This window comes from Cytobacillus sp. NCCP-133 (assembly GCF_026011715.1).
GTDB lineage: Bacteria > Bacillota > Bacilli > Bacillales > Cytobacillaceae > Cytobacillus.
Map to the genome: position 1 here is coordinate 41,613 of NZ_BRVM01000003.1, position 26,049 is coordinate 67,661.

Genomic DNA, 26,049 nt, shown 5'->3' on the forward strand with positions numbered 1-26,049 from the left:
GCTGAATGTTTCATTTTTACCAATAAAAATGTAAATAGTGGCTTAATTGGCATGATTTTCTAATTACCATTCTACTTTATCGTATATTTCTGTCTATGAAAAGGTCTATTTTCCTACTATTCTTCAACATTTTTTTACAATTGGGCGATTAAGTCTGGCATAATTGTCTTTTTTTGTATTTAGGTGAAAGATTTATGAAGGAATGATATACTAGAATTGGAATAAAAGGCATTTTTATTGAGCTAGATTGCAAGTCTTTAAGGAGAGAAACCGATGCTTACCTACATAAAAAAAATAGTTGGCGACGATCAGCAGCGCCGATTAAAGAAATATATGAAGCAAGTAGAAAAAATTAATGCTTTGGAGCCTGAATTTGAAAAGCTATCTGATGAAGAGCTGCGACTAAAGACGGAGATTTTTAAAGAGAAGGTCCAAACCAGCAATTCAGTTGAGGACGTGAAATTGGAGGCTTTTGCTGCCGTCCGTGAAGCCTCAAAACGCGTTCTAGACATGCGCCATTTTGATGTTCAAATGATTGGCGGGCTCGTATTGAGTGAAGGGAATATTTCCGAAATGCCTACAGGGGAAGGAAAAACACTTGTTGCTTCCCTGACAAGCTATCTGCAGGGCTTAACAGGCAAAGGCGTTCATGTGATCACCGTAAATGATTATCTGGCGAAGCGCGACCGGGAACAGATTGGCCAAATTCATGAATTTCTTGGCCTAAGAGTCGGCCTTAATATTTCAGGCATGTCGCTTGCAGAGAAGCAGGAGGCGTATCAAGCTGATATTACATACGGTGTGGGCAATGAATTTGGCTTTGATCATTTGCGGGATAAAATGGTCTTCGATGTCAAACAGCGCGTACAGCGCCCCTATCACTTTGCCATCATTGATGAAGTGGACAGCATTCTGATTGACGAAGCGAAAACACCTCTTATCATTGCCGGAAAAACAAGTGTCAGCAAGGATTTCCACTCTCTATGTGCCCGAATTGTAAAGACGTTCAAAGAGGATGTTGATTATATCTTTGACCGTGAAACGAAAAGCACCAACCTGACAGAGGAAGGCATTGCCAAGGTGGAGCGCGGCTTCGGGATCGATAATATGTATGATTTGGAGCACCAGACACTCTATCATTATATGATTCAGGCCTTGCGTGCACGCGTAATGTTCCAGCGTGATGTTGATTATATTGTAAAAGATAACAAGATTATGCTTGTTGATATGTTTACAGGCAGGATTATGGATGGCCGCACATTGAGCAATGGCCTTCATCAGGCTCTTGAAGCCAAGGAAGGCGCCGAAGTGACAGAGGAAAACAAAACACAGGCTTCCATCACCATCCAAAACTACTTCCGCCTTTATCCTAAGCTTTCCGGGATGACCGGAACGGCGAAGACAGAAGAAAGTGAGTTCCGTGAGCTGTATGGGATGGATGTGATCCAGATTCCGACTAATAGACCCATTGCCCGCAACGATTATGAAGACAGAATTTTCATGACACCTGAGCAGAAATATGATGCTGTAACAGAAGAAGTGAAAAAAATCCATGCAACCGGGCAGCCAATCTTAATCGGGACAACCTCTATCATCCAATCAGAAGAAGTTGCCAAATACCTGGATAAAGCCGGACTTGCTTACGAGCTTCTGAATGCCAAAACAGTTGAACAGGAAATCCGTCTGATTACCATGGCCGGGCAAAAGGGACAAATCACGATTGCTACCAATATGGCGGGACGCGGAACCGATATTAAGCTAGGTGAGGGTGTCGCTGAATTGGGCGGTTTATATGTCATCGGAACGGAAAGACATGAAAGCCGCCGGATCGATAATCAGCTGAAAGGCCGTTCAGGCCGCCAGGGAGATCCGGGCCGTTCCCAGTTTTTCATTTCCATTAAAGATGAAATGGTTACCCGCTTTGCTTCTGAGGATTTGGAAAAAATGGAGCCGAAGCTTGTGCCTGATGAAAACGGCGAATTGACAGGAAAGAAGATACATGAGTTTATTGACCGGGTGCAGCGTGTTTGTGAACACAGCAATTATTCTGTACGCGAATATAATTTGAAACTCGATAATGTCATCAATGAACAGCGGGGGGTCATTTATGAGCTCCGGGATAAAATTTTATTAAGCGAAGATGTTGTGTCCATCATTGAGCCAATGGTGATGGATTATGCACGCCATATCGTTGAAACCCATTGTGACGGGGAAATGATTCCTGAGGATTGGAATATTAAGGCGATTGCCGATGAACTAAATGAGGTTCTTCCGGCCCGGATGATTGTTTTCAAGGAATCCAGTGTGAGTGAGCGGGAAACGGTCGAAAATGCCGTCTACCCTGTGTTCGAAGAGTATGTAAAGCAGGTGGATGCGCTCAAGGAAAATAGCGCTCTGCAGTTTACGCTAAAAACGCTTCTATTAGGTTCGATTGATAAACGCTGGATCCTCCATTTGGAATCCATGGAACGCCTGAAGGAAGGAATCGGGCTGAGAAGCTACAGCCAGGAAGACCCGATGCGCCAATACGCCCGCGAAGGCCTTCAGCTATTCGAAATGATGTACCACAGACTTGAAAAGAATGCCTGCTACCATTTAGGAACAATGGCCGCTGCAGAAGCAATGAAATTTGAAAAAACAGGGGGTAAAAGGTAATGTTCCCTTTCTTTAGAAGAAACAAAAATAAAAAAATGGTTTCAAAAGAAAGTGTCGTTTCATCCAAGGAGCTGACAGGAGAAGACAGCAGCCTGCAGGATGACAGCGAGGTTCCAACGGACTTGAGCTTCCCTCCTTCCTGGAGCCAAATCAGTGACGAAGATCAATATATCTATCGCTTTTTAAATAATGAATGTGCACCTTTAAAGCCATCACAGTTATCGCTATCAGGGATTGACCATCAAATCGATCCTGATAACGGCAGCCTTGTTGTCACAGCTTTCTTGCGCAACAGCTTGAATAAGCCTTTCAGCCTGAAGGAAACGCCGCTAGTCGTTCTGAACGAAAAAGGAGAAAAGGTTGCAAGCAAAAAGTTTGACTTAAAAGAGCTGGGACAGCTGGAGCCAAAAACAAGCAGACCGTGGCATTTCGTTTTTGAATGGAAGCATGTGAATGAGAAATTCCTGCCCCTTCCTGAAGAAGGCTGGAAAATCGCTTTTGAAGTAAAACCAAAGCATAAGCTGGAGCTTCACCAAAGCTGGGAAGAGAAGCTGCCAGCTGAAGAAAAAGCAAAGCTCGCAGAAATCGTGGAGAGAAAAATTCCTGCTCCGAAAGAAGGAGAAGTCAACTTCATGGGATTGCAGGCTAATATGAAAGAAGACAACTTAACGATTACCTTGCTTATCCGCAACGGCTCTGACAAAAACGTCTCTCTTCAACAGGTGCCGCTCATTGTGGAAGATGCCGCTGGAGATGTCGTGGCAACGGGCGGGTTTAAACTTGAAGACTTTGAAGTAAAAGCCCATACCACAAAACCATGGACATTTATCTTCCCGGGCAGCATGATCCAAAAGAATGAGCCTGATTTCAGCAAATGGCGTGCGTACGCTAAACAATAAGAAAAGCGCAGGGGCGACAAGCACAAAAAGCGAAGGGCGCCTTTCAGACACTTTGTGAAGCTGAAAAAACATTAAAAATGAGCGTGCCGGTTCATTGCCGGGCACGCTCATTTATTCTATATGAAACGGTTCCAAATTCCAGATTGATATAAAGATAGAAAAACACCTATCACTACTTAAGTGATAGGCGCTCTCCAGAAGGCTACCAACCGAGGAAAATCTTTTTCTATTATTCTAAGCAGAAGGAAATAATTCTCTCTGCTTCCATTCTATCATCTTGTTGTCAATCACACAATTTGTTTTTTAGTCTTTTTACAAAAAGAAATGACTTTTTTACCTATATTCCGAAAAAACCCCTTCTTCGTGCCTATCTCGACTTGTCACGAAGGACGGCCATCAGGAATTTCGGGAGATCCATTTGCCTTTTTAGGCGCCACGGTTCTTTCATTAAGCGATAGAACCATTCAAGTCCCAGCTTCTGGAATCCTGCAGGCGCCCGTTTGATGCGGCCGGATATCACATCGAAGGAACCTCCGACTCCCTGATAAACCTTTGGCGCGAGCTGATTCATATGATCAATAATCCAATTTTCCTGTCTGGGGCTGCCAAGCGCCACAAAAATAATATCCGGGGCTGCATTATTTATGGTTCTGACGATTTTAGCTTCATCTTTCTCATACCCATCCAGAACACCCGCCACATGAAGGCCTGGAAACATTTCCTGCAATTTGGTTTTTGCTTCAGCTGCTATCCCTGGCTTTGCACCATAAAGGAAAACACTTTTATTGTTTTCTGCTGCTAATCTGCAAAGGCGGAGCATCATATCAATTCCTGTGACACGCTCGCTTATTTGGCCTTTCTTCAGCTTGGAAGCAAGGATAATCCCAATCCCATCAGGTATTTGATAGGTTGCTTGATTCAGCAGATCCCTCAAGGCCGGGTCATGTTGAGCTTTAACCACTTTTTCAGGATTGATCGCCACAATAAATGACTTTCTGCCTTCATTTATATCATTTAATAAATGGGCGCTTAGTTCTTCATAGTTTTCTGTGCAAACCTCTACACCTAAAAAGCGTTCTTTCATTCGATCACCTTAATTTTCTGCTTATTGAACACCTGGGATATGTTTCGAGTCACCCAGTGTGTAAACAGCAAATCCGGCATTTTCCCATTTGCTGCGGTCTAAGCAATTTTTTGCATCGAAAACGATTTTGCTGCGCATTTTTTCTGCAACCGTTTCCGGGTTAATTTCCTTGAACACTGTATGATCTGTCAGAACGACCAGCATGTCTGCATGATCTGCTGCTTCCATCAGCTCCTGTGTTTGGCGAGGATGCTTGATTTCTTTGATATGCGGATCATAAGCAGTGAAGTCAAGGCCCAATTCCTCTAGATGGCGAAGAACGTCCATTGATGGACTTTCACGCATATCATCGATATTGGCCTTGAAAGCAAGACCCAAAACAGCGGCTCTTCCCTGCTGGATTCCCTGCTCCTTCAGGATTTCCTGAATACGGTTAGCAGTGTGCTCAGGCATTCCATCATTTGTACTTCTGGCCAGATGAATCATTTTCGCCAGATCCGGCTGAAGCTCAACAAGGAACCAAGGGTCAACTGCGATACAGTGTCCGCCCACTCCCGGACCAGGCTGATGAATATTTACACGCGGATGATAATTAGCAAGCTTAATGGCTTCCCAAACATCGACATTGATTTTCTCACTGATTTTCGCCAGTTCATTCGCAAAAGCAATATTGATGTCGCGATATGTGTTTTCAATCACCTTCACCATTTCGGCAGTCGTCGCATTTGTAACATGGATTTCGCCTTTTACAAACGTACGATACAGCTCCACTGTTAAGCGGCTGGATTCCTCATTGATCCCGCCGATAATCCGGTCATTGTTCACAAGCTCTTCAAATACCTTGCCCGGAATCACCCGCTCTGGAGAATGGGATACAAAAAGCTCTTCTCCAAGGTTAAGACCCGTTTCTTTTAACACTGGAAGCATTACATCCTCTACCGTGCGAGGAGGAACAGTTGATTCAAGAATAACCAGGTTCCCCTTTTTAACGAAAGGAACAATCGACTGTGTTGCCTTCCTTACATATTCAAGGTTAGCCGTTTTATCATCATTTATAGGTGACGGCACTGCAATAATAAATACATCCGCTTCCTCAGGGGATAAAGAAACCGTTAAGTTCCCGCTGTCAATCGCCTGATTCAAACGTTCCTGCAGCCCGTTCTCTTCAATATGCAGCTCTTTATTATTAATCATTCCTACAGCTTTTTCATTAACATCCATGCCATGGACCTTCAAACCGTGATTAGCAAACATTACTGCAGTCGGCAATCCGATATAGCCAAGCCCAATGACGCATAATTTTTTTGACATCATGAAAACTCCTTTTCCAAGAAAAAGTGACTTTTTTGTCATTATTATAGATGAAAGGCTTCTCTGCCCTACAAAAACCTACCCCTAATTATAACGAAAAAGGAAGAAGATGAATAGCAGAAACCATTTTGTCTATAAAATGTAATATTTCCTTTTGTGCGTTTTGCCAGAGGATAACTGCATTTATTTTGTGTATTTTGCCCTGTCCTGAGGGATTTCATTAGATTTTCTTTTAACAAGAGAGAAGGCAGAAGGAAGATGGGGCTGGCCTTAGCTGCAATTTTCTCCGGTTTGCGGATTTGAATGGTCTATTTTCAGAATTGTATGTTCGGTTTACAGCTACCCGGGCTCAATTTGTAGAAATTCAAGTTCGATTTGCAAAAATCCAGACCCTATCTGCAATGTTCACAATTAAGCCCCCTCACAAAAAAACTGCCCTTTTGAAAAAGGCAGTTTGGGTATATTTATTTTGTTTCTTCCTCTTTCTCTTCCCGCACAGGGTCTTTGGATTCTTCAGATGGCTTGTTCTCTGCTGCAGGTTCTTTTTCTTCTTTAGGAGCAGGCTCTCCGGAGTTGCCGTTATCTTTTTCTTTTGGCTGTTGACCTGCTTCATTCTTTGGCTCTTGTTTTGGCTCTTGTTTTGACTCTTGTTTTGGCTCTTGTTTTGATTCATTTTTCGCATCCTCTTGCTGATCTTTTGTTCCCTCTTGCGGCTGTTCTTTTTCTGCTCCATCTGAAGGTGCCTGGCTATCTTCACCTGGTTTTGCTGCTCCATTTTCTGCTGGCTTTTGAGCAGTGGCGGCTTCCTCTTTCTTTTTCTGTTCTGCTGCCGCTTGATCCTCCATTGCTTTTTGTGCTTTTTCTTTTGCTTGGATCCTGTCATTTATATCTGAAATCCTGCTCTGTAAGTGTTCAATGCTGCTTTTGAAGTTAGCAATAGCCGTTTTAATTTTATTTGCTGATGCTTCTAATTCGCCCAGCTTATTATTATAGCTGCTGATTTTCTCCTCTGCCTTTGTTTGTTCATCTGCTGTCTTGCTCAATAACTCAGCTGCCTTTTCCTGTAATGCACTTATCTTTGAAATTCTTTCTTCGAAGAAAACATCTTCATAATTGCATTCTTCAATAGCGCGTTCCTTAAAGCCCGTTATCTCCTCTACTAATGCTTGAATTTCCTCCATTTTGGGCTCTGCGTTTGCTGCTGCGGAATCCAGGGCATTTTGATAAGCTTCGAGCTGGCCGATCAGATTGGACAATTCACTGCTGACCGAACGTATATCATCCAGGTCCTGCTCTGCTGATGAAATTCGGCTTTCAAGACTGCTGATTTTTGATTCTAAAGATGATCTAATGGCTTCGAGACCTTGAATGGAAGCATGGTCATCTGATGAGGGATCGGAAGGGTTTGTATGACCATTGGAGTAAGAAGGCTCCTTTATATGCTTTAATTTTGCGTCCATATCAATCGTAAGAATATCTGCTTTACGAGCCAGCGCCTGCTCTATTTCCTGGCTTAATTCTTTATAAAGGTCTTCTGACGCTGTTACATAATCCTTATCAATCACACTCGGAAAGATAAAACATGCCTGAATCGTCGTTTCCCCTTCCGCTGTACTATTGAATTGTGCATATGTAGGTGACGTCAAATGCGCGCCAACAACGATAGACGAAGAGAGAGCAAAGCTTGTTGTAAAAGCTTTAGCAATCAGTTTCCTCTTCTTTCTTCTCATTCTTTTTATCCTCACCCCTCTCGGTTCCATTTCCGTGCCCCCTTTTTCTAAAAGTTCTTTATAAAAAAATATTTTTATGTTTTTTGTTCATTATATAGAATATATTGTCATTATAATCCTTGATAATTTTAAAGAAAACCAGCAATTTTTAACGTTTTTCCAACAAAACCCACTTTTTTCATTGCTTATCTCATGTTTACGCTGATTCTCATACATTTATTCTTTATAAAGAACATTTTTCCTGCATGGAATTCGAAGAACTCTAACGGCTCAAACCTTTTAGCCCAAATTCTTACACTTCCATCTCTTCCGCATGCGCCATCATGATTTCATCCATGGCTTTCACAAGCTTTAGATGGGCAAACATGGTTAAGACAGCTTCCCGCAAGTCATCTTCCACATGAATCCCGGCTTCCATGCGTATCTAGATCCCTGACTTAATGAGACCTTATGAAACGATGTATCTGCTATAACTCCCTATCAGCCACAGCACCACCGGCACCAGTGCCAGTGAAACCACGGTAACCCCTATCCAGCCGGCAGTCTGCCAAACAAGCCCGGCAAGTGTCCCGCCTGTCGCCACACCAAGGTAATAGCTTACCAGGTAGATACTCGAAGCTCCTCCTTTATGATGGGTGGCCCGTTCGTTCACAATCGCAGCCATTAAGGAATGGGCCACAAAGAATCCCAGGCAGGTCAGACATAATCCGACCACTACTGCCGACAAGGAGTGAACATTGGTCAGCAGGGTTCCTCCTATCAAAATAAGGGTTCCAACTGAAACCAGTGTGGTTTTTTTGAACTGAGCAGACAGCCGCCCGCCCAAAAGGGAGCCGACGATCCCGAAGCCATAAGCAAGATAGGTAAAAGAGATATTTTTTACCGAAAGATTAAAAGGAGGCTGTTCCAGATAAAACGGCAGGTACGTCCATGCTCCTGTAAATGAGAATTGGAGGAGGATTCCCATTGCAAACGCAGGAAACAGTTTCGTGTTTTTCAGGTGGGATCCCATACCGAACAGATCTTTTTTAATCGGCTTTTTACTAGACTTGAAAAAACGGGATTTTGGCACCGTGATAAAATAAACGGCGAACAATAGAATGGAGATGCCAAACAAGAAATAGATGGACTTCTGCCAGCTGGCGATATCCGCTAGGTACCCGGCAAAAACGCGTCCAGCCATTCCGCCGATTGCGTTGGCTGCGATATACATCGAAATGCCGAGACTGATACTTCGGGAATCCAGCTCCTCCCCTAAATAGGCAATCGCAGCGGCAGGCAAACCCGCTATAAAAAAGCCCTGCACAAAACGCAGCACCAAAAACAGCTCAAAATTTGCGGCTATCGGCATGAGCGCAAGCGGGATCACGGTACAAATCAGCGTACTAGTCATAATCGGAACCCGTCCAATCCGATCCGATAGAAATCCAAAGAATAGTAACCCTATCACCATTGAAATCACGGCCGCTGACAGGGATAGTCCTGCTGCGGCGGACGTAATTTCATATGATTGAACCAGCAGCGGCATGATCGGCTGCACAAAATACAAATTAGCGAATACCAATATCGACGCACTGGTCAAGGCGGTCATGATTTTCAAAAAGCCAGCATCGCGCAATGAATATTTAGTTGGTTCCTGTTGAAATTCTTTTACTGCCGTCATGTTTCCACCCAGTTCCTTTAACGCATAAATATTCTCTTATCATACCATTTTCTTGAAAAGGAATCGAATATTCAGACTATATTGATTCCTTTTTACCATAAATCGATCACAGATCATCGCCATACGTTTTTCAAACGAACCTAACCTTCATTCCCTCCCTCCTAAATGCTATAATAAAGGAATGTACTTTTACAGGGAGGCAAACCACCACAGAGCGGCGATTTCACTTCGGTTTTTCCGCTAAGTTATTCGATAAAATTCAGGTGGTGCCTGTCACCACAGGTGGTACCAACAAGGAGGGTATGAGGATGATTCCGGAGCGGTTTTTGGAGCCATTGCAGTTTGCGGCGAATGAGCTGAAGGGTTTACTGCGGGCTGAGAATGAGGAGGATGTGCGGCTTGTGCAGAAAGGGCTGATGCTTTTTCGGCAGGGACTTGTGTCTCAGCTTCGTTTTGAAGGCGATAAGGCTGTTGCGGCAGTCCAGGATGTTACGCCTGCCAAGGTTGAGCTTGATTTTGAATTTATTCATTTAAGTGAGTGTTCCTGTCCTGCGGAAGGCTTTTGCCGCCATCAGGTTGCCGTGTTCCTGCAGCTTCTTTCGAAAGCAAGAAGTGTTTCGATGTGGATTGAGGAATGGCGGAAGCCGATCAAGGAAAAGCAGACGGCTAAAAATTGGGGCCTTCAGCGCGCGAAGGATCTTCTCAAATCCTCAAGGCTCGAGAAAGCGGATTATGACCGCTGGATTTCAGCCTTTGACGAAAGCTTTACGGAGCTAATGGAAAAGCAGGGCGAACCGCGGCCCTATGTGCTTCCTGAACTATTTCATGTTTACCTGCGCCGCATGAAAGCAGGAGCACCCGTTGAGCAGGAATGGAAGCTGCTCTATCTGCTCGTCGGTTATGTGTTTTCCTTTAAAAAAATGATGTCGCTCAGCATGAAATACGGGCATGGCGAAGAATTGATTGACCGCTATTATCGCCATCTCTACCAATTGCTGATGGAAGAATCGGTTGAAATCATGAACAAATTATCGGTGCATTCCCTTCCCTTCGCTTTCGATCAATTTATTGAAAAGCTAAAAGAGGATTCGACGGGTCTTGTCACCGGACATTTTAGCCTGGAATACGAACGGGCCCATTTATACCGGCTGTTATGGACGCATTTTTTCAAAAAGAAAGAATGGCGTGATGCGGAAATGAAAAAAATCGAAGCCTTAAACAAAGAGGGCAATACACCAAGTCTTCCCTTGATAGTCGGGTATACCCACCTCAACATCCTCGAACGGAATGAGGACCGGGCACTCAGTATTTTAAATGTGCCAAACGAAATGATGACACCCTACATGCTCGACTGGCTCGACTATTTTTCAGCCCAAAAGGAATGGAACCGGATGACTCCTTATGTGGAATCCTTTATCCATCAATTGCGGGATTACCTAAAGCAATCCGAAGATTATTATGCCTGCATGGATTTCACCCGGATGGCCATCAAGGCGATTTCTCCATTTTGCCTGGAAAACAGCAAAATGGACTTATACGAAAAAGCACTGATGGAAACATTGCCGTACAGCTATTCTGATTATGAATACCTGCTGTTTGAAAGAGGCGAATTTAATAAGTGGGCCGATTTGCAGGCGTTCATCGGCTTTGATATTGACATGCTTGGCCATGACCGGATCAAGGAAATCAGCAAACGGGAGCCGGCGATTCTGCTGCCGCTTTACCACCATGCAATCCAGAATCATATTGCTATGAAAAACAGGGACCATTACCGCGAAGCCGTCCGGAAAATGAAAAAGCTTCGCACGCTCTACAAAAAGCTGAAACGCCAGGAAGACTGGCAGCTTTTCCTTGAAATGCTGCTGAAAAAAACAAAACGTCTCCGCGCTTTTCAGGAAGAATGCAAAAGGGGTAAGCTAATCGATGCTTAAAACGAGATTTCTCCATGTGAAAGTCAAACCAATAGACAATGACAAGTATCTGATTTTTGCTGTGAATGAAGAAGGCCGCCTTCTTTCCCTGGAGGAATGGAAGCCGCTTCTTTTTAACCATCATAGGGAAAGCTTCTTCGGAACAATGCTCGATGTTGAGAATATCGGCGGAATTAACGGCATCGCCGTCAGCGGCTGGCAGCTTGTGACCCTTTTTGCCGCTGAGCAATTTAACCGGCTGATGGACTGGGATTGGGACGATACCGCCCAGATTCTTCTGGCTGCATCCCATGCCCTTTATGATTCAATCATTGACCGGGAATGGATGCCGGACTTTGCCGCCTGGGAAAACGATGAGTTCCGCTGGGCACTTCCGGAAAGTGTCGTTTCAGAATTCGGCTCAACCTTTTGGGAGCAAACCGTTGAAGACAGTCCTGTCAGGGTCTTTATCGGGCATTTATTTCACCATTCCCTTGACGGCTACATGAACCAAAACCGCGAGATCAAGGCCCAATTTGGCGAAAAACTTGAAGCATTAAGGAGTGAACACCTCTCTCCACGCGATCTCGCTGCCTATTTTGATGAAGAAAGCTGGCAGGAATGGATTGGGGTTAAATCAAACGAAGCTCCTTTTTCAATTGGCTTGAAGCTTGAAGAGCCAGCTGACATCGACGCCAGTTGGGATTTGAATATCTTCCTCCGCGGGAAAAATGATCCTGACGTATTTGTCGATTACAAAGACCATTCGAATGATCCGCAAGCCTGGCACGAGTATGAAGAGGCAATTGAAAAAGAAATAGGGCGCTGGCTTGAGCTTTTTCCATGGCTTGAAGGCAGAACGGGCCAGATTTCAACCCGGCTGACTGAAGATGAAGCCTGGACATTCCTGACTGAAGCGAGCGAAACCCTGCTGGCGCTTGGCGTGGAAATCCTGCTCCCATCCTGGTGGCAGGCCATGAAAAACGCCAGCCTGAAGGTTAAAGCGAAAGTTAAAGGAACCGGCAGCCATCGTCCATCCTTTGTCGGTCTGCAGTCGATGCTTGATTATGACTGGCGCTTCAGCATGAACGGAGTGGATTTATCCGAGGATGAATTCCGCGGAATGGTCGAGGAAAAGAGGCGGCTTGTCTACATACGGGGCCGCTGGATCAAGCTCGACCCGCACTTCGTCCGCCATATCCAGGATTTAATGAAGAAAGCCGAAAAAGAAGGCCTGCATGTCCGCGACCTGATTGAGCAGGAATTAATGGCAGACGAAAAACAGCCAGAAGATGAACTCGACAACCCAAAGGCCTTTGCCCGCATCCAAATCGAGCTCAACCGCCAGTGGAAGCAGATGGTCAAACAGCTTCGCGATGTAAAAAACCTGCCGCTTGAAGAAGTGCCTGCCACCTTCCAGGGCGACCTTCGTCCCTATCAGAAACTCGGCATGAGCTGGCTCCTGTTTTTGCGCCGATACGGCTTCGGTGCCATACTCGCCGACGATATGGGACTTGGGAAAACGATTCAGCTGATCTCCTATCTTTTAACAGTAAAAAAAGAGGAAGAAAGCGGCCCGTCGCTCATCATCTGCCCAACTTCTGTGCTCGGAAACTGGCAAAAGGAAATGGAGCGATTTGCACCCGGTTTGAGTGTGTATCTCCATTATGGGCCGAACCGGCTCAAGGGCGAGAGTTTTCATGAGAAAGTTATGGAATTTGATATTGTCCTGACATCCTACGGGCTGACCCATTTGGATCTGGGCGATTTCGAGACCATTGAGTGGAGCTCCATCAGCATTGATGAAGCCCAGAATATTAAAAATGCCCAGACGAAGCAATCACGGGCTGTTCGCAAATTAAAGGGCAAGCATCATATCGCTTTAACTGGTACGCCAATGGAAAACCGCCTGACCGAGCTTTGGTCCATTTTCGACTTTACGAATCACGGGTACCTCGGCAGCATCGGCCAATTTCAAAAGCGCTTTGTGCTGCCGATTGAAAAGGATGACGACAAAGAGAAAGTCAAGCAGCTGCAGGCTTATATTCGCCCATTCCTGCTCCGCCGTACGAAGAAGGACGAAGAAGTGGCATTGAATCTGCCTGATAAGCTTGAGCAAAAGGAATACTGCCCATTAACAGCCGAGCAGGCTTCCCTTTATGAGCAGCTCGTCCAGGATACGTTCGCGCAGATTGAAAAGCTGACCGGATTTGAGCGCAAGGGCTTGATTTTACAATTGCTGAGCCGGCTGAAGCAGCTGTGCAACCACCCGGCCCTCTATTTAAAAGAGGAAAAGCCGAAGCATGTGCTCGAGCGCTCTGTTAAGCTTGAAAAATTAAGCGAACTGGTTGGTGCCGTTCATGAACAGGGTGAAAGCTGCCTGATTTTTACCCAGTATATCGAAATGGGCAACATCATCGCCCGCCTGCTCAAAAAGCAATTCGGCTTCGATGTGCCATTTTTAAACGGAAGCGTGCCAAAGCAGGAACGCGATCAAATGATTGCCCGCTTCCAGAATCACGAATTTCCAGTGTTTCTTCTCTCATTGAAAGCGGGCGGAACCGGTCTGAACCTGACAGCCGCCAATCATGTCATCCATTATGACCGCTGGTGGAACCCAGCAGTTGAAAACCAGGCCACCGACCGCGCCTACCGGATTGGGCAGAAGCGCTTTGTCCACGTCCATAAAATGATCGCAACTGGTACGCTGGAAGAAAAAATCGATGCCATGCTCGAGAAAAAGCAGTCGCTGAACGACCAGATTATCACGAGCGAAAATTGGATTACTGAACTATCTACTGATGAACTGCGGGATTTAGTTCATCTGACATAAAGACTGGAAACCTTGATCTTATGCGAAGTGACCGATATATTGAAAATCTGACCGATATATTGGAAAAGTGACCGATAAAATCAAATTTTGGCCGATATATTGGAAAAGTGACCGATAAAATCAGATTCTGGCCGATATAACTGGAAAAGCAACCGACAAAATTAAATTCTGGCCAATTTATCTCGAAAAACAACCCGACAAATTCAAATTCCGGCCGATTTATCTGGAAAAGCAATCCGACAAATTCAAATTCCGGCCGATTTATCTGGAAGATGCACCCTTAATAGGCCGGCTGATGTACATTTACAACTCTTAAAGCAAAGAATGCGAAACAATAAGATCATGAAAAACCCGGTTTCCTTTTCAGGAACCCGGGTTTCTTATGAACAGACTTATTTTTTATCTTTTTTTCCTTTTCCTGGTTTAGATGGCTCATCAGGAGTTTCTTCATTTTTCGGAGGTTTTTCTCCTTTTTTCAGCTTGTAAAGCTCAACTGTCTTGGCCGTTTTATTGCCGGCAAGGTCCTCTGCTTCGAATGTAAAGACATTTAAGCCTTCTTTCAAAGCGAGGTTAATCTTTTTGAACTCTTTCTCGATGCCTCTCATTTCATATGGCTCTTGAAACTCCTGATAGAATAGCTCGCTGCCATCCTGATAGAATCGGATCTCGTCAAAGTTATCCGTCACAGTGATATCAATGACAGGGTCTTTCTGATTGTGCTTAATATACTTGCTTGAAGGCAGCCCGCCGATTTCTACAGTCGGCCCTGTCGCATCTACAATGATCGTGCGCTTGAAGGAAGTGGCATTATTCGCATGATCCACTGCTTTCACTTCCAAACGATGAACGCCATCTTCAAAAGTCATAGTCGTTTCAAACTCATATTGGCCTTTCTCTCCATTGAAGGTGGTGTCAACAGGAGTTCCGGCAATCGTGAACTCTTTTAATCCAGACGCCTCTTTAATGGATCCATTTACGGTTAGTTCGTTTGTATTATAGATTTCAAGTGCTTCGGGCTGCTCGAGATAAACGGCTGGCACTATCTTATCTGGGCTTTCTTCGCCCACTTCCACAGTTGCCTCTGAAGAGTTTCCGGCAAAGTCATAGGCAATCACTTTAACATTTGTACCTGCTTCCAGTTCTTCCGGAAGCGCAAATTCTTCTGTATCCCCGCTTAGCGCTTCTGCGAGAATAGACTCTTCATCTACAAAAATATCAATATACGAAATGCCGGAACCACTAGGGTTATCAGCAGCTTCCAGCTTTAATGCCGTGCTGCCCTCCGTAAGTTCTGCCTGAACGCTTGGCGCAGCTGTATCCACTTTTACAGGAATTTTCACTGATTGCCAGTCCGCCCCTGCAAAATCAATGATAGACTTAATCTCAAAATAATATGGTCCATCTTGAGCAAGCTGGCTGCTGATTTTTCCATCCCAGCCCCAATTCGGGTTAAGCGTATAATTCGCACCGCGGCCCCCATCGTAATAATGCTTGCGGAGGCTGTTTTCCGTGCGAAGCTTTCTTAAAATTTTTCCATCCTCGTCTGTGATGGAGAATTCTGCTTGTTTCGCATTTCGCAAGAAGGATAGAACCGGGATCAATTGGTCCTGAACATTGTCTCCATTTGGAGAAATCGCAATCGCGTCTCCGCTGAATGCATCATTTACCGGATCATATCCTAAGTAAGAATAGCCTCCAGCTGTTTCTGAAACAGCTCCTGCCATTCCGTAGAAGGAGCTTTCGTCATATTTCATGCCGTCAAGAATCGGTGCACTGTCCCATTCTCCATTAAATCCGACATACGGTACTGTTAATTGAGGATTCACATCAGATGAATCTGTCAATGTTACATATCCCTCAACAAAGTATCCATTCGGGAACACCTCGCTGATGTCTACAGGTGTTTCAAAATCGCCAGTCAATGAAGGATCTACCACTTTAGCCTTGCTGACATCCACACTTACTTTAAAGCTTACAGAACCATTCGCAGGAACGGTTACCTCTGCTGAATCCTGGCCTTCAACCTTTACAGAAGCATCTAGAATCTTCTGTGCTTCAAGCCCATCTGCAGCCCAGCCCAGTTCTCCATAGGCAGCAAAATCAGTCTGCACATTGACTGCCGCATCATAAGCCACATCTTCATCACTAAAGTTCTGCGCTTTTAACGTAAAAGTGAAGGTATCTCCCACTTCTTTTAATGCCACTTTCCCTTCATTCCCTGATGCTTCCGTCACGATGACCGGAGAGGATAATGCCGAATGAAGGTGCATGATGCCAGAACCCTGGCGGCGGGGAGAATAAGGAATATTCCAGCCAAATGCCTCATTTATCATCCCTTTATCGATGACCGGCACTGCCGTATTCATCATCAAATTCTTCGCAGTATTGACACGATCAAATCCGTCTATGCCGAATTCGGTGTCAACACGTTCAAGAACAAGTGCCGCACCGCCCGAAACGTGAGGCGCAGCCATGGATGTTCCGCTCATCATCCCGTACTGGTTATTTTCCAATGTTGAGTAAATTTGACCTCCCGGAGCTGTAATTTCAGGCTTAAAATCCAGGTTAGGCGTTAATCCCCAAGAGGTGAAGGCACTCATCTTACCTGCCTCAGGATTGGCTGCCTTCGTCTTTTCTCCGTTAAAAGAAAGATTGACTGTCAAACCATCCTGAATGGCAGCTGCCAGCTTATCACCATCCGCTTTCAGCATGAATAGCTGCGGAATTTGAATAGCCGGATCGCTTGCCATGTTCACATAGCCATCCGCATTATTATAAATGATCACGCCAACCGCTCCAGCTGCCTGGGCATTTAAGGCTTTATCAACAAATGCCAGTTCACCGCGCTGGATTAATGCATATTTTCCGTCAACCCCTGAAAGCTCTTCAGGCTTGCCCAGCCCGCCGTAGGCTACTTCAAAAGACTTTGTTTCAATATCGTTCGGGTGAACACTTCCAGCAGATAAAAAAGCTGCTTTTCCGGATTCTTCACCGAATTGGTATTGAGCTGCATCCAGATCCATGAAAGTATTTTCAATGGACGCTACCTGCAGGGAGTCATAAGATACTCCAGGTGACCCGGAAACGCCAATATCAGGATTTTCACTGCTTGGATTTGCAAATCCATTTCCGAAATGCGCTGAGTTCCCGGCAGAAATAGACATCAGGATGCCATTTTCCACCGCTCTGGCAATTGCTTTTTGCTCAGCAGATTCAGGGCTCACAAAGCCTGCAGTAGCTCCAAGGCTCATATTCAGTACATCTGCGCCCAGAACAATGGCATCATCAATGGCTTTTACATAAATATCACTGTACGTAGAAGGCATATTTGGATCATTGCCAAATACCTTAAGCGCAAGGATCTGGGCTTCAGGGGCTACCCCTTTAATGCCGCCGTTTTCTTCATCTCCATTTGCTCCGACCGTTCCGGCAACGTGCATGCCGTGCATCGAAGCATCCGGGCCGATATCGCGGATGGTGTCATTTTCATCCATGTAGTTATAGCCATATGGTACTTTTTCAGAATAATATTTTCCAAGAAGGCCATTGTCTTTTTTAAACTTAGAGATTTCTGCATTCGTTAATTCCTTTTCTGATTCAGCTGCTAAAATCATGTCACGATGAGAAGGATCCATGCCGGTGTCAATGACGCCGACAACCATTCCTTCTCCTTTAAAGCCGTAATCGCGCCATGCTTCTTGTGCTTGAACCAGCTCCTTGCTGTATAGCATATCCGGCTTTTCCTCCGGCCTTTCGTATTCATGAACCACTTGTACTTCGGCCACTTCCGGCATTTCTTCTACAAGCTCGATATCTCCATACATCAACTCAGCACTGAATCCGTTTACTATAGTCGTAAAGCTTTCGCGCTCAATCAGCTTTACCTTATTCCTTTTAGCACGATCCTTTACTTTCTGCTGTTCAGCCAGCTTTTCATTTTTCAGTTCCTTCTTTGTGTCATCTGGCAGCTCCTTATACCTCTTTTTTTGTTTTTGGGCATAAAGGACCGCTGGCTCAGATTTCATCTCCACAATGACCCTGACAATATCTGTGTTCTTATACTGCTTGTCCAGTTCGCTTTTCTTAATTTCCTGGATGGTTTTGCGATTCTCTTCCCCTTTCGTATTCTGCTGTTTTTCAGGTACTGCTGCCACCGCTGCAGAACTCGAAAACATGAAACTAAACATTAATAAGACCGCTGCTGCTCTTCTTATCCTCATCCCTTACCTCCTCTGCACTATTCAGAATTTTCCTTCATTATAAAGGTACCATATTCCAAAATTTTCATATAAGGTTCAAAAGACCTGTTAAGAAAACTTCTATACCAGTTAAAAAGAACCATTTCTTGAATAAAAAAATCCCCGGCACACAAGTACCGGGTTCAATGATGAGGAAGGATCGAGGATATTATTGATTCTCTATAAGGAAGGAGTATTTGCGGGAAAATATTTTGCAGGAAATTTAATTGATTGCAGTGAAGCGGCGTTGCGCGGAAGGTTCTTGAGGGTACCCGTTCGCCATTACATTTTCCCGGATGAAGAATTCAAGCTGTATGACGCGCTTGCTTAGGTCGTCCACCCGCTGATTTGACCTGCCCAGCATTTTAATTAGGCTTTCAAGCAGTGATTCAAGTGTTTTCTCTCTGTCCGACACGCTGTTCAAAATGGCAGCTCCTCCTTTATGACTGCCACTGGAACTTCTTCAGCCCTTCGCGGTTCCAGGAAACGGACCATTTCCGCTACCACTTCGGTCACATAGACCCGCTTGTTTTCCTGGTTATCATAATGCCTTGTTTGGATTCTGCCGGTTATTCCAATCAGCGATCCCTTTCGGCAATATTGGGCAGTGTTTTCGGCTGTCTTTTTCCATAGCGTGCATGAGACAAAATCAGCTTCAATTTCACCCTTTTGGTTGCGGTATTGGCGATTAACAGCCAAAGTTACATTTGTAACAGGCGTGCCTTCCTGTGTTCGTTTCACCTCCGGATCCCTAGTCAGCCTGCCAACGAGTGTAACTTGATTGATCATGTTATCAACTCCTTTCTTTGATGAACCCATCATACTGCCTATTACCGCTATATGTAAAAATGCTAAAATTAGATTTTATTCGCATTTTTTCAACAAAAACATCCCCAAAAATTGAATTTTCCCCCACTTTCTTCGGAAAAAGCCTTCGAAAATTCAATTTCCGCCTTCTCTAAAAAGAAAATTCGACAAATCGCCCAATTCGCTTTCAGCTGAGCCTGTGTTATAATTTTTATATACATTTATCGGAAATCTTTCGCGCACAAATAACGAGATGGAGGTAAAAAATGAAGACATTTAAACTTGTTTCTCTGCAGTTAGTCGAAGAAGACGGTCTGGTGGATATTGAATTGGATGATGGGCTGATCATCAATAAAGAAGACGAAAAAAGCAACTGGCTTCTTGAGGCCTACGTTAATAAGTCATATTTTGAATATTTTCAGAAACGTGCTGACAAGGATGACGAGCTGACGATTCGGGTGGTCATCACTAAGAGAGAAAATGATCCAGCCGCTTTCCAGACGAAAATTACCTCTATCAATGAGCTGGAAGATCATATCAGCATCCTGTTCGAAGGCTCATTAAAAAGAACAAAGAACGATTATGCAGAATTGCTGCTTCAGGACTTGCTCGGCAAAGGCTTGAAAGGGGACAATCTCCTGGATGAATTCAAAGTCAAAATGCAAAGCAAACCGCGCCTTGCCTCATCTAAAAAAACAGATAAAGAAACTCCCGTTCAATAAGGACGGGAGTTATTTATTCAAATAAATCTATTTAAATTTTCCGGGCATTAATGCAGGATCGAACTTTCAAATGCTTCTTTACCTTCTATAAGCTTTATATTTAATTGCTGGATAATATATTCAATATCCTGTTTCCTGTAATTCCGAACCGGAAGTTTTTCCTGAAAAGCTTGATAATAAAGTATAGAAGCCAGTTTTAATTCGGCTTCTTCAGCTGGCATTAAGAGCTCTGTTTTTTTTTAATTTCAGCTTTAAGCTTCTCTATCACGTACTTTGCTTCCATCTTGCAAGAGTAATCATACTCTTCACCTAGCTGTTTTTGGAGCTGTTCAATCTCTTCCAGCTGTTCCTTTATAGGCTCTTCTGACAGGATTTTATTTATAATTTCATTTATCTTGGCAGCCAGCTCTTCATGAAAAGCAGCGTCCGTTTTAGTCTCTTCATTCACTTTACTGTACCAAGATGAATGATTATTAATGTATTCGCGCCATTCATTGATAAAATGATGCAGGTTAAATTTGTCTTCTTGCCAATCAATTCTGCTCATATAATTTTCAAAAGAAGTAGTTATGGAACGAGAAATACTTATTTTTATGCCTTGTGTAAGATCTTTAAATGCCATCCTTGTAAAAGTACCCCCCAAATTTATTGATACCTCTATAATCCTGTTTAAGATTAATCATAACATAAAAACATTACCATAAATAGACGATAATTGACAAAATTTTTATTGTTCACTATGTAAAATGCCATATAAGAAAAGCGCAAGACGCCTTGCGCTAGACCGTTCTCTAAGTTCAAAAGGATATATTCTGATATTATAAAAAAGGACAGGCGGCCCCGTCCTTTTTCTTCGTTATTATTGATCTTTGTTGTTTTCATCCTGCATATCAAGGTTGTCTTCTACAGCATCTTCGCCCGGCTCGTTGTTATCTTCCATCATATCACCGTCATCATCCGTGTTGATGTCATTGTCATTGCCGTTCTCATTCAGCTCGTTTGTCACGTCGCCGTTTTCGCCATTCTCACCATTCATATTGCCGTCTTCTTCCATGATTGTATCGTCTTCCGGCGGCGGCTCCTGGTCATCTGTCGCACAGCCTGCTAATAGCATAGCTGAAAGAACTGATCCTCCGATAAGTTTTAAAAGCTTTTTATTCATCGTAAAAGCTCCTTTCCTAAGATGTATTTGTTGACCTCCTTCACTGGTCTTCCTTTATATTTCCCAAAATCCGCAACAACTTGCATATTATTTCGTTTCTTTTCCTGCAAAAAAAATCCCGTACGCCATGTACGGGATTTTACTGATTCTAACAAGACAAGATCTTCGCATGAATAGAGCTGATACCCTTTTATAGCCTCTTCGTCCGCAAACCCATCTTCATCTAAAAGCCACACGTTACGTAATTGAACGTCAGCACAGACCTCATATGCAGAAATCAAAATCACCAGCAACTCCCTTAAACAGCCCGCATGATTATGGGCTGCTTAAACGTCAGCGGGAACACCTTGATCCCATCCTATAAATTTCGGCCATTTCCTGAACCTTACGTTTTGCTGAAGGGAATTGTGAATCATAATCCGGTCCTCTATCGCTCAATCGCAAATAAAATTTCTGCCTCCATTGCCACTTCATCATCCACTTTGGCAACTGCTTTCCCTTTGCCGATTCCTCTTCTGACAGAAAGCAATTCGACTTCCATGATCAGGGTATCCCCAGGACGCACTTGGCGCTTCCAGCGGCATTTTTCAACACCTGCGAAGAATGCAAGCTTTCCTTTGTATTCATCCAGAGACAGCAATGCAACAGCACCTGTCTGCGCACAAGCCTCCAGCGTCAAGCACCCGGGAAATACATTGTAATTCGGAAAGTGGCCATTAAAAACTTCTTCATTGGCACTTACATTTTTCTTTCCAACCGCTCTCTTCCCTGGCTCCAATTCCTCAATGGAATCCACAAACAAAAACGGATAACGGTGCGGGATTATCTCTTTGATTTCTTCAACGTTTAATTTCACTAAAACTCGCTCCCTTAAGGTATGTATTAATTAGCACCTGATACTAATAATAGCTTACGCTTATTTTACTAAAAAAAGCGGATTAGGGCAAAATGCCTTATTTGTTCCAATAAGAAAAGCGCAAGGCGCCTTGCGCTAACAGGTATCTAAGTTCAAGAGGATATAAATTCTGGTATATTAAAAAAAGAAGGAACCAAGCCCTCCTTCTCTATCGTTATTCCTTCTCAATTAAATCCACCATATGCATCCACGTGGATTTCGTAAATATATCCTTTACTTCCCCGTTGCCCAATACACCATATCCGACGGCTGCTCCGGCGATAACGCTCAAGAAAATGAAAAGTGCTACAATAATAACCCGAAGCCAGATCGGAATAAGGCGAATGCGAATCCGCCCTTTAAGCGGCGCTTCTTCTTTGCTGCGGTCTTTTTTCTGTTGTTCGCGCGTCTTGACTGCTTCTTGATTACTGTTGTTTACAGACATTTTATTTCCCCTTTTACCTAACGTATTCCGTTGACCAGCCCCATCATTTGATCGGCCATCGATACGGATCTTGATTGAAATTGATATGCTCGCTGCAAATTAATTAAATCCGTCATTTCCTTAGACATATCAACATTGGATTGCTCAAGGGCACCTTGAACGATTCCAATTTGTCCGCGGATGGCTCCATTCAGCTCTGTAAAAATCTCCTCGCCATCGACACCTTCCGGAAGGCCAAGCAGATTTCCGCCAATTTGCTCCAGAAATTGCGGTTTGTTCATTTGAACAACACCCAGGTTAAATTCCTGCATATCCCCATTTGCAATTTCCGCTATCAAGCGTCCATTTTCGGTCACTTTATAATGTTGAGCCTGTCTATTTATTATAATCGAATTGTTGTTTTCATCAAGAACAGGATATCCATCTCCCGTCACAAGCATGGTCTCATTTTCAGATACAGGTGTTAAGTAGAAAGCGCCATCTCGTGTAAAACGGACAGCTGCCCCTTCATTTGTCTGCTCCAATACACGGAAATACTGACCTTCTTTTGTTAAGGCCATATCAAGCGGGCGTTCTGTCGATTTGAGGGCTCCCTGTTTCATCACGATTTGAGATTGTGCCAGCTTTGCGCCAACTCCCTGCCGGATGCCTGCCGGCGTGATTCTTTCCGTTTCAAGATCCATGTTTTCTTGATTGTTGAATTGCTGAAAAAGCATGTCGGTAAAATGGGCTTCTTTTCGCTTATAGCCCGTTGTACCGATATTCGCGACATTATGGCTGACGATATCCATCTGTTTTTGCAGCTGGGCCAGTGTATTGGTGGCTGTGATCATTGTTCTGTTCATGTTTTACATCCCCCTATTGGGTGTTACCCGATCCGTCCAATTTCGTTTGCGGCTTTTTCCATGCTGCGGTCATAAGCCTGTAAAACCTTCTGGTTGGCTTCAAAAGAACGATAAGCCGTCAGCATGTCTGTCATGGTTCTTGATGCATCCACATTCGAACGCTCCAAATAGCCCTGCTGCAGCTTGAATTGCACACCTTCAGCATTATAAGCACTTTCAAGCACACTTTCCTCCGTTGCCGCGAATAGGCCGTCGCCTTCTTTTCTCAAGCTTTCGGGATTCCCGGCATAGGCAATCCCGAGCCTTGCCGTTTCACCGGCTTCACCGGTTAAAATTCCGCTCTCATTCACGGCGAAACGGTCACTTGCAAGCTGAATCCGCCCGCCTTCCTCATCCAAAATATAGAAACCGCTGGCAGTCGTTAAAAAGCCCTCGCCATCAAGTGTAAAATTGCCGTTCCTTGTATAGCGGGGCTGTCCATCTGCCCCTGCTACAGTATAAAACACCGTTCCCCTCAGGCCGCTTTCCGGATTAACCGGAAGATTTATATCCAACAGAGCGAGATCCGTATTCAATCCCGTTTCCGTCAAATCCCCCTGCACAAACGACGGCAGCGATTCCTGCATATAAACACCAGTATTTACTGTTCCAATCCGATTGGAAAAAGGAAGATTCAAGCCTTTTTCAGTTGGGATGGACTGCTGATCGATCCGCTGCAGCAGCATCTCCGGAAAAGCTCTCATACTCGTCTGGTCCGCTTTAAAGCCAGGCGTATTGGCATTTGCCATATTATTCGTCAGCACTTCCGTCCTCCGCTGCTGTGCAAGCATCCCGGAAGCTGCCGTATAAAACCCTCTAAACATCGAACTCACCTCTCCCTTCATAACAAATCCGCACACGTATTCACGATACTTCTATTATAAGAAAATTTCCGACAATAACCAGTAGAAAATTGAAGAAAAAAGTCAAAATTTGAAAAAAGTTATCCTTCTATTCTAATCGGCAGGAGTGATTGAATGTTTAACGTAACATATCGGTACTTATTGTTGAGAAATCCGTCGCGAGGCAATTTCCTTTTCGATGGGTCAGGGCATTTCGGTCCGTTTGCCATGTTTATCGGTCAGATTTACAATATATCGGTCAGATTTTTATTTTATCGGTCACTTTTTAATTTTATCGGTCACTTTCCCAATTTATCGGTCACTTGGCGCCGCATCAGTTTTTCAACAATTGCATAATCGAAATAGGATTTAAAGCCGGTGCGCGCTTTGTTAGCCTTTGCTGCGTCTAAAATATATGTTCCCACAGAAAAACCTGCCATAAAGGCAGGTTTCATTTCTTTATCCTAACTTCCTCTTAGGAAGCTTATCAATATTATCAAGCATGATGCCTGTTCCAATCGCTACACAGTCCATTGGATTCTCCGCAATCAGAACCGGCACTTTCAGCTCTTCAGCGAGAAGCTGATCAATGCCATGAAGAAGTGCGCCGCCTCCTGTTAAAATCACACCGCGGTCAATGATGTCAGCCGATAATTCCGGCGGTGTTCGTTCAAGAACACTTTTCGCAGCCTGAACAATCACTTCAACAGATTCAGCTAAAGCCCCTTGAACTTCATCAGAGCGGACAGTTATCGTTCTCGGAAGTCCGGATACCATATCCCGGCCGCGGATTTCCATTTCTTCTTTTCTGCCGCCTGGGAACACAGTCCCAATGGTCACTTTAATATTTTCTGCGGTTCTTTCACCAATAAGAAGCTTGTACTGTTTTTTAACAAACTGAAGAATTTCGTTATCAAACTTATCTCCGGCCATTTTAATCGATGAAGATGTCACAATGTCACCCATTGATAAAACAGCCACATCCGTGGTACCGCCGCCGATATCGACAACCATATTTCCGCTTGGCTGGAAAATATCCATGCCTGCACCGATGGCAGCTACCTTAGGCTCTTCTTCAAGATAGACTTTTTTGCCCCCGCTTTTTTCGGCTGCTTCTCTAATCGCTTTCTGCTCTACTCCTGTAACGTTCGTAGGGCAGCAGATCAAAATGCGCGGCTTGGACAAAAAGCCTTTTACATTCAATTTGTTGATAAAATGCTTCAGCATTGCTTCCGTTACATCAAAGTCAGCAATAACCCCATCTTTTAAAGGGCGGATGGCAACGATGTTTCCGGGTGTGCGGCCGACCATGCGGCGCGCTTCTTCTCCCACTGCCAGCACTTTATTCGTATTTTTATCAATCGCCACAACAGACGGTTCATTCAGCACAATTCCGCGGCCCTTTACGTGGATCAGCACATTAGCCGTTCCTAAATCAATCCCAATATCCCTAGCAAACATTTCTTTTCGTTCCTCCTTGCAAAATGGCCAGCTTATGTCCGCAGCTTTGAAGCTCTCTCTATTTCGGCTTTCTTTAAGCGAACTTCGCTTGTAGATTTTTCTGTAAATGTTTAAGTGATTATTATTCGCATCAGCAGTTTAAGCCGCGCAAAAAAATCAGTTCTTTTATTAAAAGAATTGATTCTTGCCCGGCGTTCATTAGGAGTCCTAGTCTATACGAACCAAGTTCTATCCTAATTTTATATTTTAACACATTCAATGTGAATGGAGTAACATTTTGACAAATAATGTGAGCCATTTTGAGGAAATTTATCGTAAAAAGAGGAATCAACTGAAGGCGGCTGAGAAAGGGGCCTAAAAGCATAAGGGAAGGCCGCTAATCTGGCCAGAAGCACATCTTATGATCTCGGAGCCCCGGGAGCCGCATTTGAGGTTTCACAGAACTATTTGGAACTGTACAGCTTTAAAGAAAGATGGCGCAGCTCGGCTTATATAATCCGTTTGAATC

At 44.1% G+C, this 26,049-nt stretch carries 23 protein-coding genes; 5 read left to right on the top strand and 18 right to left on the bottom strand.

The annotated features are described in order from the left end of the window. Positions 1 to 273: 273 nt before the first annotated feature. Both secA2 and NCCP133_RS05890 read left to right on the top strand, forming a co-directional pair. On the top strand, positions 274 to 2,655 hold the full coding sequence (gene secA2 / locus NCCP133_RS05885; protein ID WP_264804011.1) for an accessory Sec system translocase SecA2: 2,382 nt from the start codon (positions 274 to 276) through the stop codon (positions 2,653 to 2,655). After that, complete coding sequence (locus tag NCCP133_RS05890; protein ID WP_264804012.1) at positions 2,655 to 3,554, top strand: accessory Sec system S-layer assembly protein; 900 nt, start codon at positions 2,655 to 2,657, stop codon at positions 3,552 to 3,554. The genes secA2 and NCCP133_RS05890 overlap by 1 nt, the downstream gene beginning before the upstream one ends. Positions 3,555 to 3,921: 367 nt before the next feature. Here NCCP133_RS05890 and NCCP133_RS05895 read toward each other — a convergent pair whose 3' ends face one another. The 5 genes from NCCP133_RS05895 to NCCP133_RS05915 all read right to left on the bottom strand — a co-directional run bounded on the left by NCCP133_RS05895 (position 3,922) and on the right by NCCP133_RS05915 (position 9,342). Further along, positions 3,922 to 4,638 carry a WecB/TagA/CpsF family glycosyltransferase gene (locus NCCP133_RS05895; protein WP_264804013.1) on the bottom strand — a complete coding sequence of 239 codons (717 nt, stop codon included), beginning with the start codon at positions 4,636 to 4,638 and terminating at the stop codon, positions 3,922 to 3,924. 21 nt (positions 4,639 to 4,659) lie between these two features. After that, entirely contained in the window at positions 4,660 to 5,949 is a 1,290-nt protein-coding gene (locus NCCP133_RS05900) for a nucleotide sugar dehydrogenase (protein ID WP_264804014.1), read from the bottom strand. A 464-nt stretch (positions 5,950 to 6,413) separates the two neighbouring features. After that, entirely contained in the window at positions 6,414 to 7,709 is a 1,296-nt protein-coding gene (locus NCCP133_RS05905) for a hypothetical protein (RefSeq protein WP_264804015.1), read from the bottom strand. A gap of 262 nt (positions 7,710 to 7,971) precedes the next feature. Further along, a complete protein-coding gene (locus tag NCCP133_RS05910) occupies positions 7,972 to 8,097 on the bottom strand; it encodes a hypothetical protein (RefSeq protein ID WP_264804016.1) in 126 nt (41 codons plus the stop codon). Between the two features lie 30 nt (positions 8,098 to 8,127). Continuing rightward, positions 8,128 to 9,342, bottom strand: coding sequence for an MFS transporter (locus NCCP133_RS05915; protein ID WP_264804017.1), 1,215 nt, complete (start codon positions 9,340 to 9,342; stop codon positions 8,128 to 8,130). Positions 9,343 to 9,650: 308 nt separating this feature from the next. Here NCCP133_RS05915 and NCCP133_RS05920 point away from each other — a divergent pair, with 308 nt between their 5' ends. Continuing rightward, positions 9,651 to 11,273, top strand: coding sequence for an SWIM zinc finger family protein (locus NCCP133_RS05920; protein ID WP_264804018.1), 1,623 nt, complete (start codon positions 9,651 to 9,653; stop codon positions 11,271 to 11,273). Further along, the gene (locus tag NCCP133_RS05925) at positions 11,266 to 14,085 is read left to right on the top strand and encodes a DEAD/DEAH box helicase (protein ID WP_264804019.1); all 2,820 of its coding nucleotides are present in this window, start codon (positions 11,266 to 11,268) and stop codon (positions 14,083 to 14,085) included. Before NCCP133_RS05920 ends, NCCP133_RS05925 begins: the two co-directional genes overlap by 8 nt. Positions 14,086 to 14,477: 392 nt before the next feature. Here the strand turns inward: NCCP133_RS05925 and NCCP133_RS05930 are convergent, their stop codons facing one another. The 3 genes from NCCP133_RS05930 to ssb all read right to left on the bottom strand — a co-directional run bounded on the left by NCCP133_RS05930 (position 14,478) and on the right by ssb (position 19,112). Next, entirely contained in the window at positions 14,478 to 18,305 is a 3,828-nt protein-coding gene (locus tag NCCP133_RS05930; RefSeq protein WP_264804020.1) for a S8 family serine peptidase, read from the bottom strand. 241 nt (positions 18,306 to 18,546) lie between these two features. Further along, entirely contained in the window at positions 18,547 to 18,738 is a 192-nt protein-coding gene (locus NCCP133_RS05935; protein ID WP_264804220.1) for a hypothetical protein, read from the bottom strand. A gap of 5 nt (positions 18,739 to 18,743) precedes the next feature. After that, a complete protein-coding gene (gene ssb, locus NCCP133_RS05940; protein ID WP_264804021.1) occupies positions 18,744 to 19,112 on the bottom strand; it encodes a single-stranded DNA-binding protein in 369 nt (122 codons plus the stop codon). A 284-nt stretch (positions 19,113 to 19,396) separates the two neighbouring features. Between ssb and NCCP133_RS05945 the strand changes: the two genes are divergently transcribed. Next, positions 19,397 to 19,852: a YwpF-like family protein gene (locus NCCP133_RS05945; RefSeq protein WP_264804022.1), complete on the top strand. Its 456-nt coding sequence runs from the start codon at positions 19,397 to 19,399 to the stop codon at positions 19,850 to 19,852. A 47-nt stretch (positions 19,853 to 19,899) separates the two neighbouring features. Here NCCP133_RS05945 and NCCP133_RS05950 read toward each other — a convergent pair whose 3' ends face one another. The 10 genes from NCCP133_RS05950 to NCCP133_RS05995 form a co-directional block, all read right to left on the bottom strand. Further along, positions 19,900 to 20,073 (bottom strand): hypothetical protein, encoded by a 174-nt coding sequence (locus NCCP133_RS05950; protein WP_264804023.1) that lies wholly within the window; start codon positions 20,071 to 20,073, stop codon positions 19,900 to 19,902. Continuing rightward, complete coding sequence (locus NCCP133_RS05955; protein WP_264804024.1) at positions 20,073 to 20,474, bottom strand: hypothetical protein; 402 nt, start codon at positions 20,472 to 20,474, stop codon at positions 20,073 to 20,075. Before NCCP133_RS05955 ends, NCCP133_RS05950 begins: the two co-directional genes overlap by 1 nt. A 237-nt stretch (positions 20,475 to 20,711) precedes the next feature. Further along, positions 20,712 to 21,014, bottom strand: a complete 303-nt coding sequence (locus tag NCCP133_RS05960) for a hypothetical protein (RefSeq protein ID WP_264804025.1) — start codon at positions 21,012 to 21,014, stop codon at positions 20,712 to 20,714. Continuing rightward, positions 21,011 to 21,301 carry a hypothetical protein gene (locus NCCP133_RS05965; RefSeq protein WP_264804026.1) on the bottom strand — a complete coding sequence of 97 codons (291 nt, stop codon included), beginning with the start codon at positions 21,299 to 21,301 and terminating at the stop codon, positions 21,011 to 21,013. The genes NCCP133_RS05960 and NCCP133_RS05965 overlap by 4 nt, the downstream gene beginning before the upstream one ends. 140 nt (positions 21,302 to 21,441) lie before the next feature. Then, a complete protein-coding gene (fabZ, locus tag NCCP133_RS05970; protein ID WP_264804027.1) occupies positions 21,442 to 21,870 on the bottom strand; it encodes a 3-hydroxyacyl-ACP dehydratase FabZ in 429 nt (142 codons plus the stop codon). Between the two features lie 214 nt (positions 21,871 to 22,084). After that, positions 22,085 to 22,354, bottom strand: coding sequence for a DNA-directed RNA polymerase subunit beta (locus NCCP133_RS05975; protein WP_264804028.1), 270 nt, complete (start codon positions 22,352 to 22,354; stop codon positions 22,085 to 22,087). A 17-nt stretch (positions 22,355 to 22,371) separates the two neighbouring features. Next, a complete protein-coding gene (locus tag NCCP133_RS05980; RefSeq protein WP_264804029.1) occupies positions 22,372 to 23,199 on the bottom strand; it encodes a flagellar hook-basal body protein in 828 nt (275 codons plus the stop codon). Positions 23,200 to 23,222: 23 nt separating this feature from the next. Next, positions 23,223 to 24,062, bottom strand: coding sequence for a flagellar hook-basal body protein (locus tag NCCP133_RS05985; protein ID WP_264804030.1), 840 nt, complete (start codon positions 24,060 to 24,062; stop codon positions 23,223 to 23,225). Between the two features lie 317 nt (positions 24,063 to 24,379). Then, entirely contained in the window at positions 24,380 to 24,535 is a 156-nt protein-coding gene (locus NCCP133_RS05990; protein ID WP_264804031.1) for a hypothetical protein, read from the bottom strand. 4 nt (positions 24,536 to 24,539) lie between these two features. Beyond that, a complete protein-coding gene (locus NCCP133_RS05995) occupies positions 24,540 to 25,541 on the bottom strand; it encodes a rod shape-determining protein (protein WP_264804032.1) in 1,002 nt (333 codons plus the stop codon). Positions 25,542 to 26,049 lie beyond the last annotated feature (508 nt).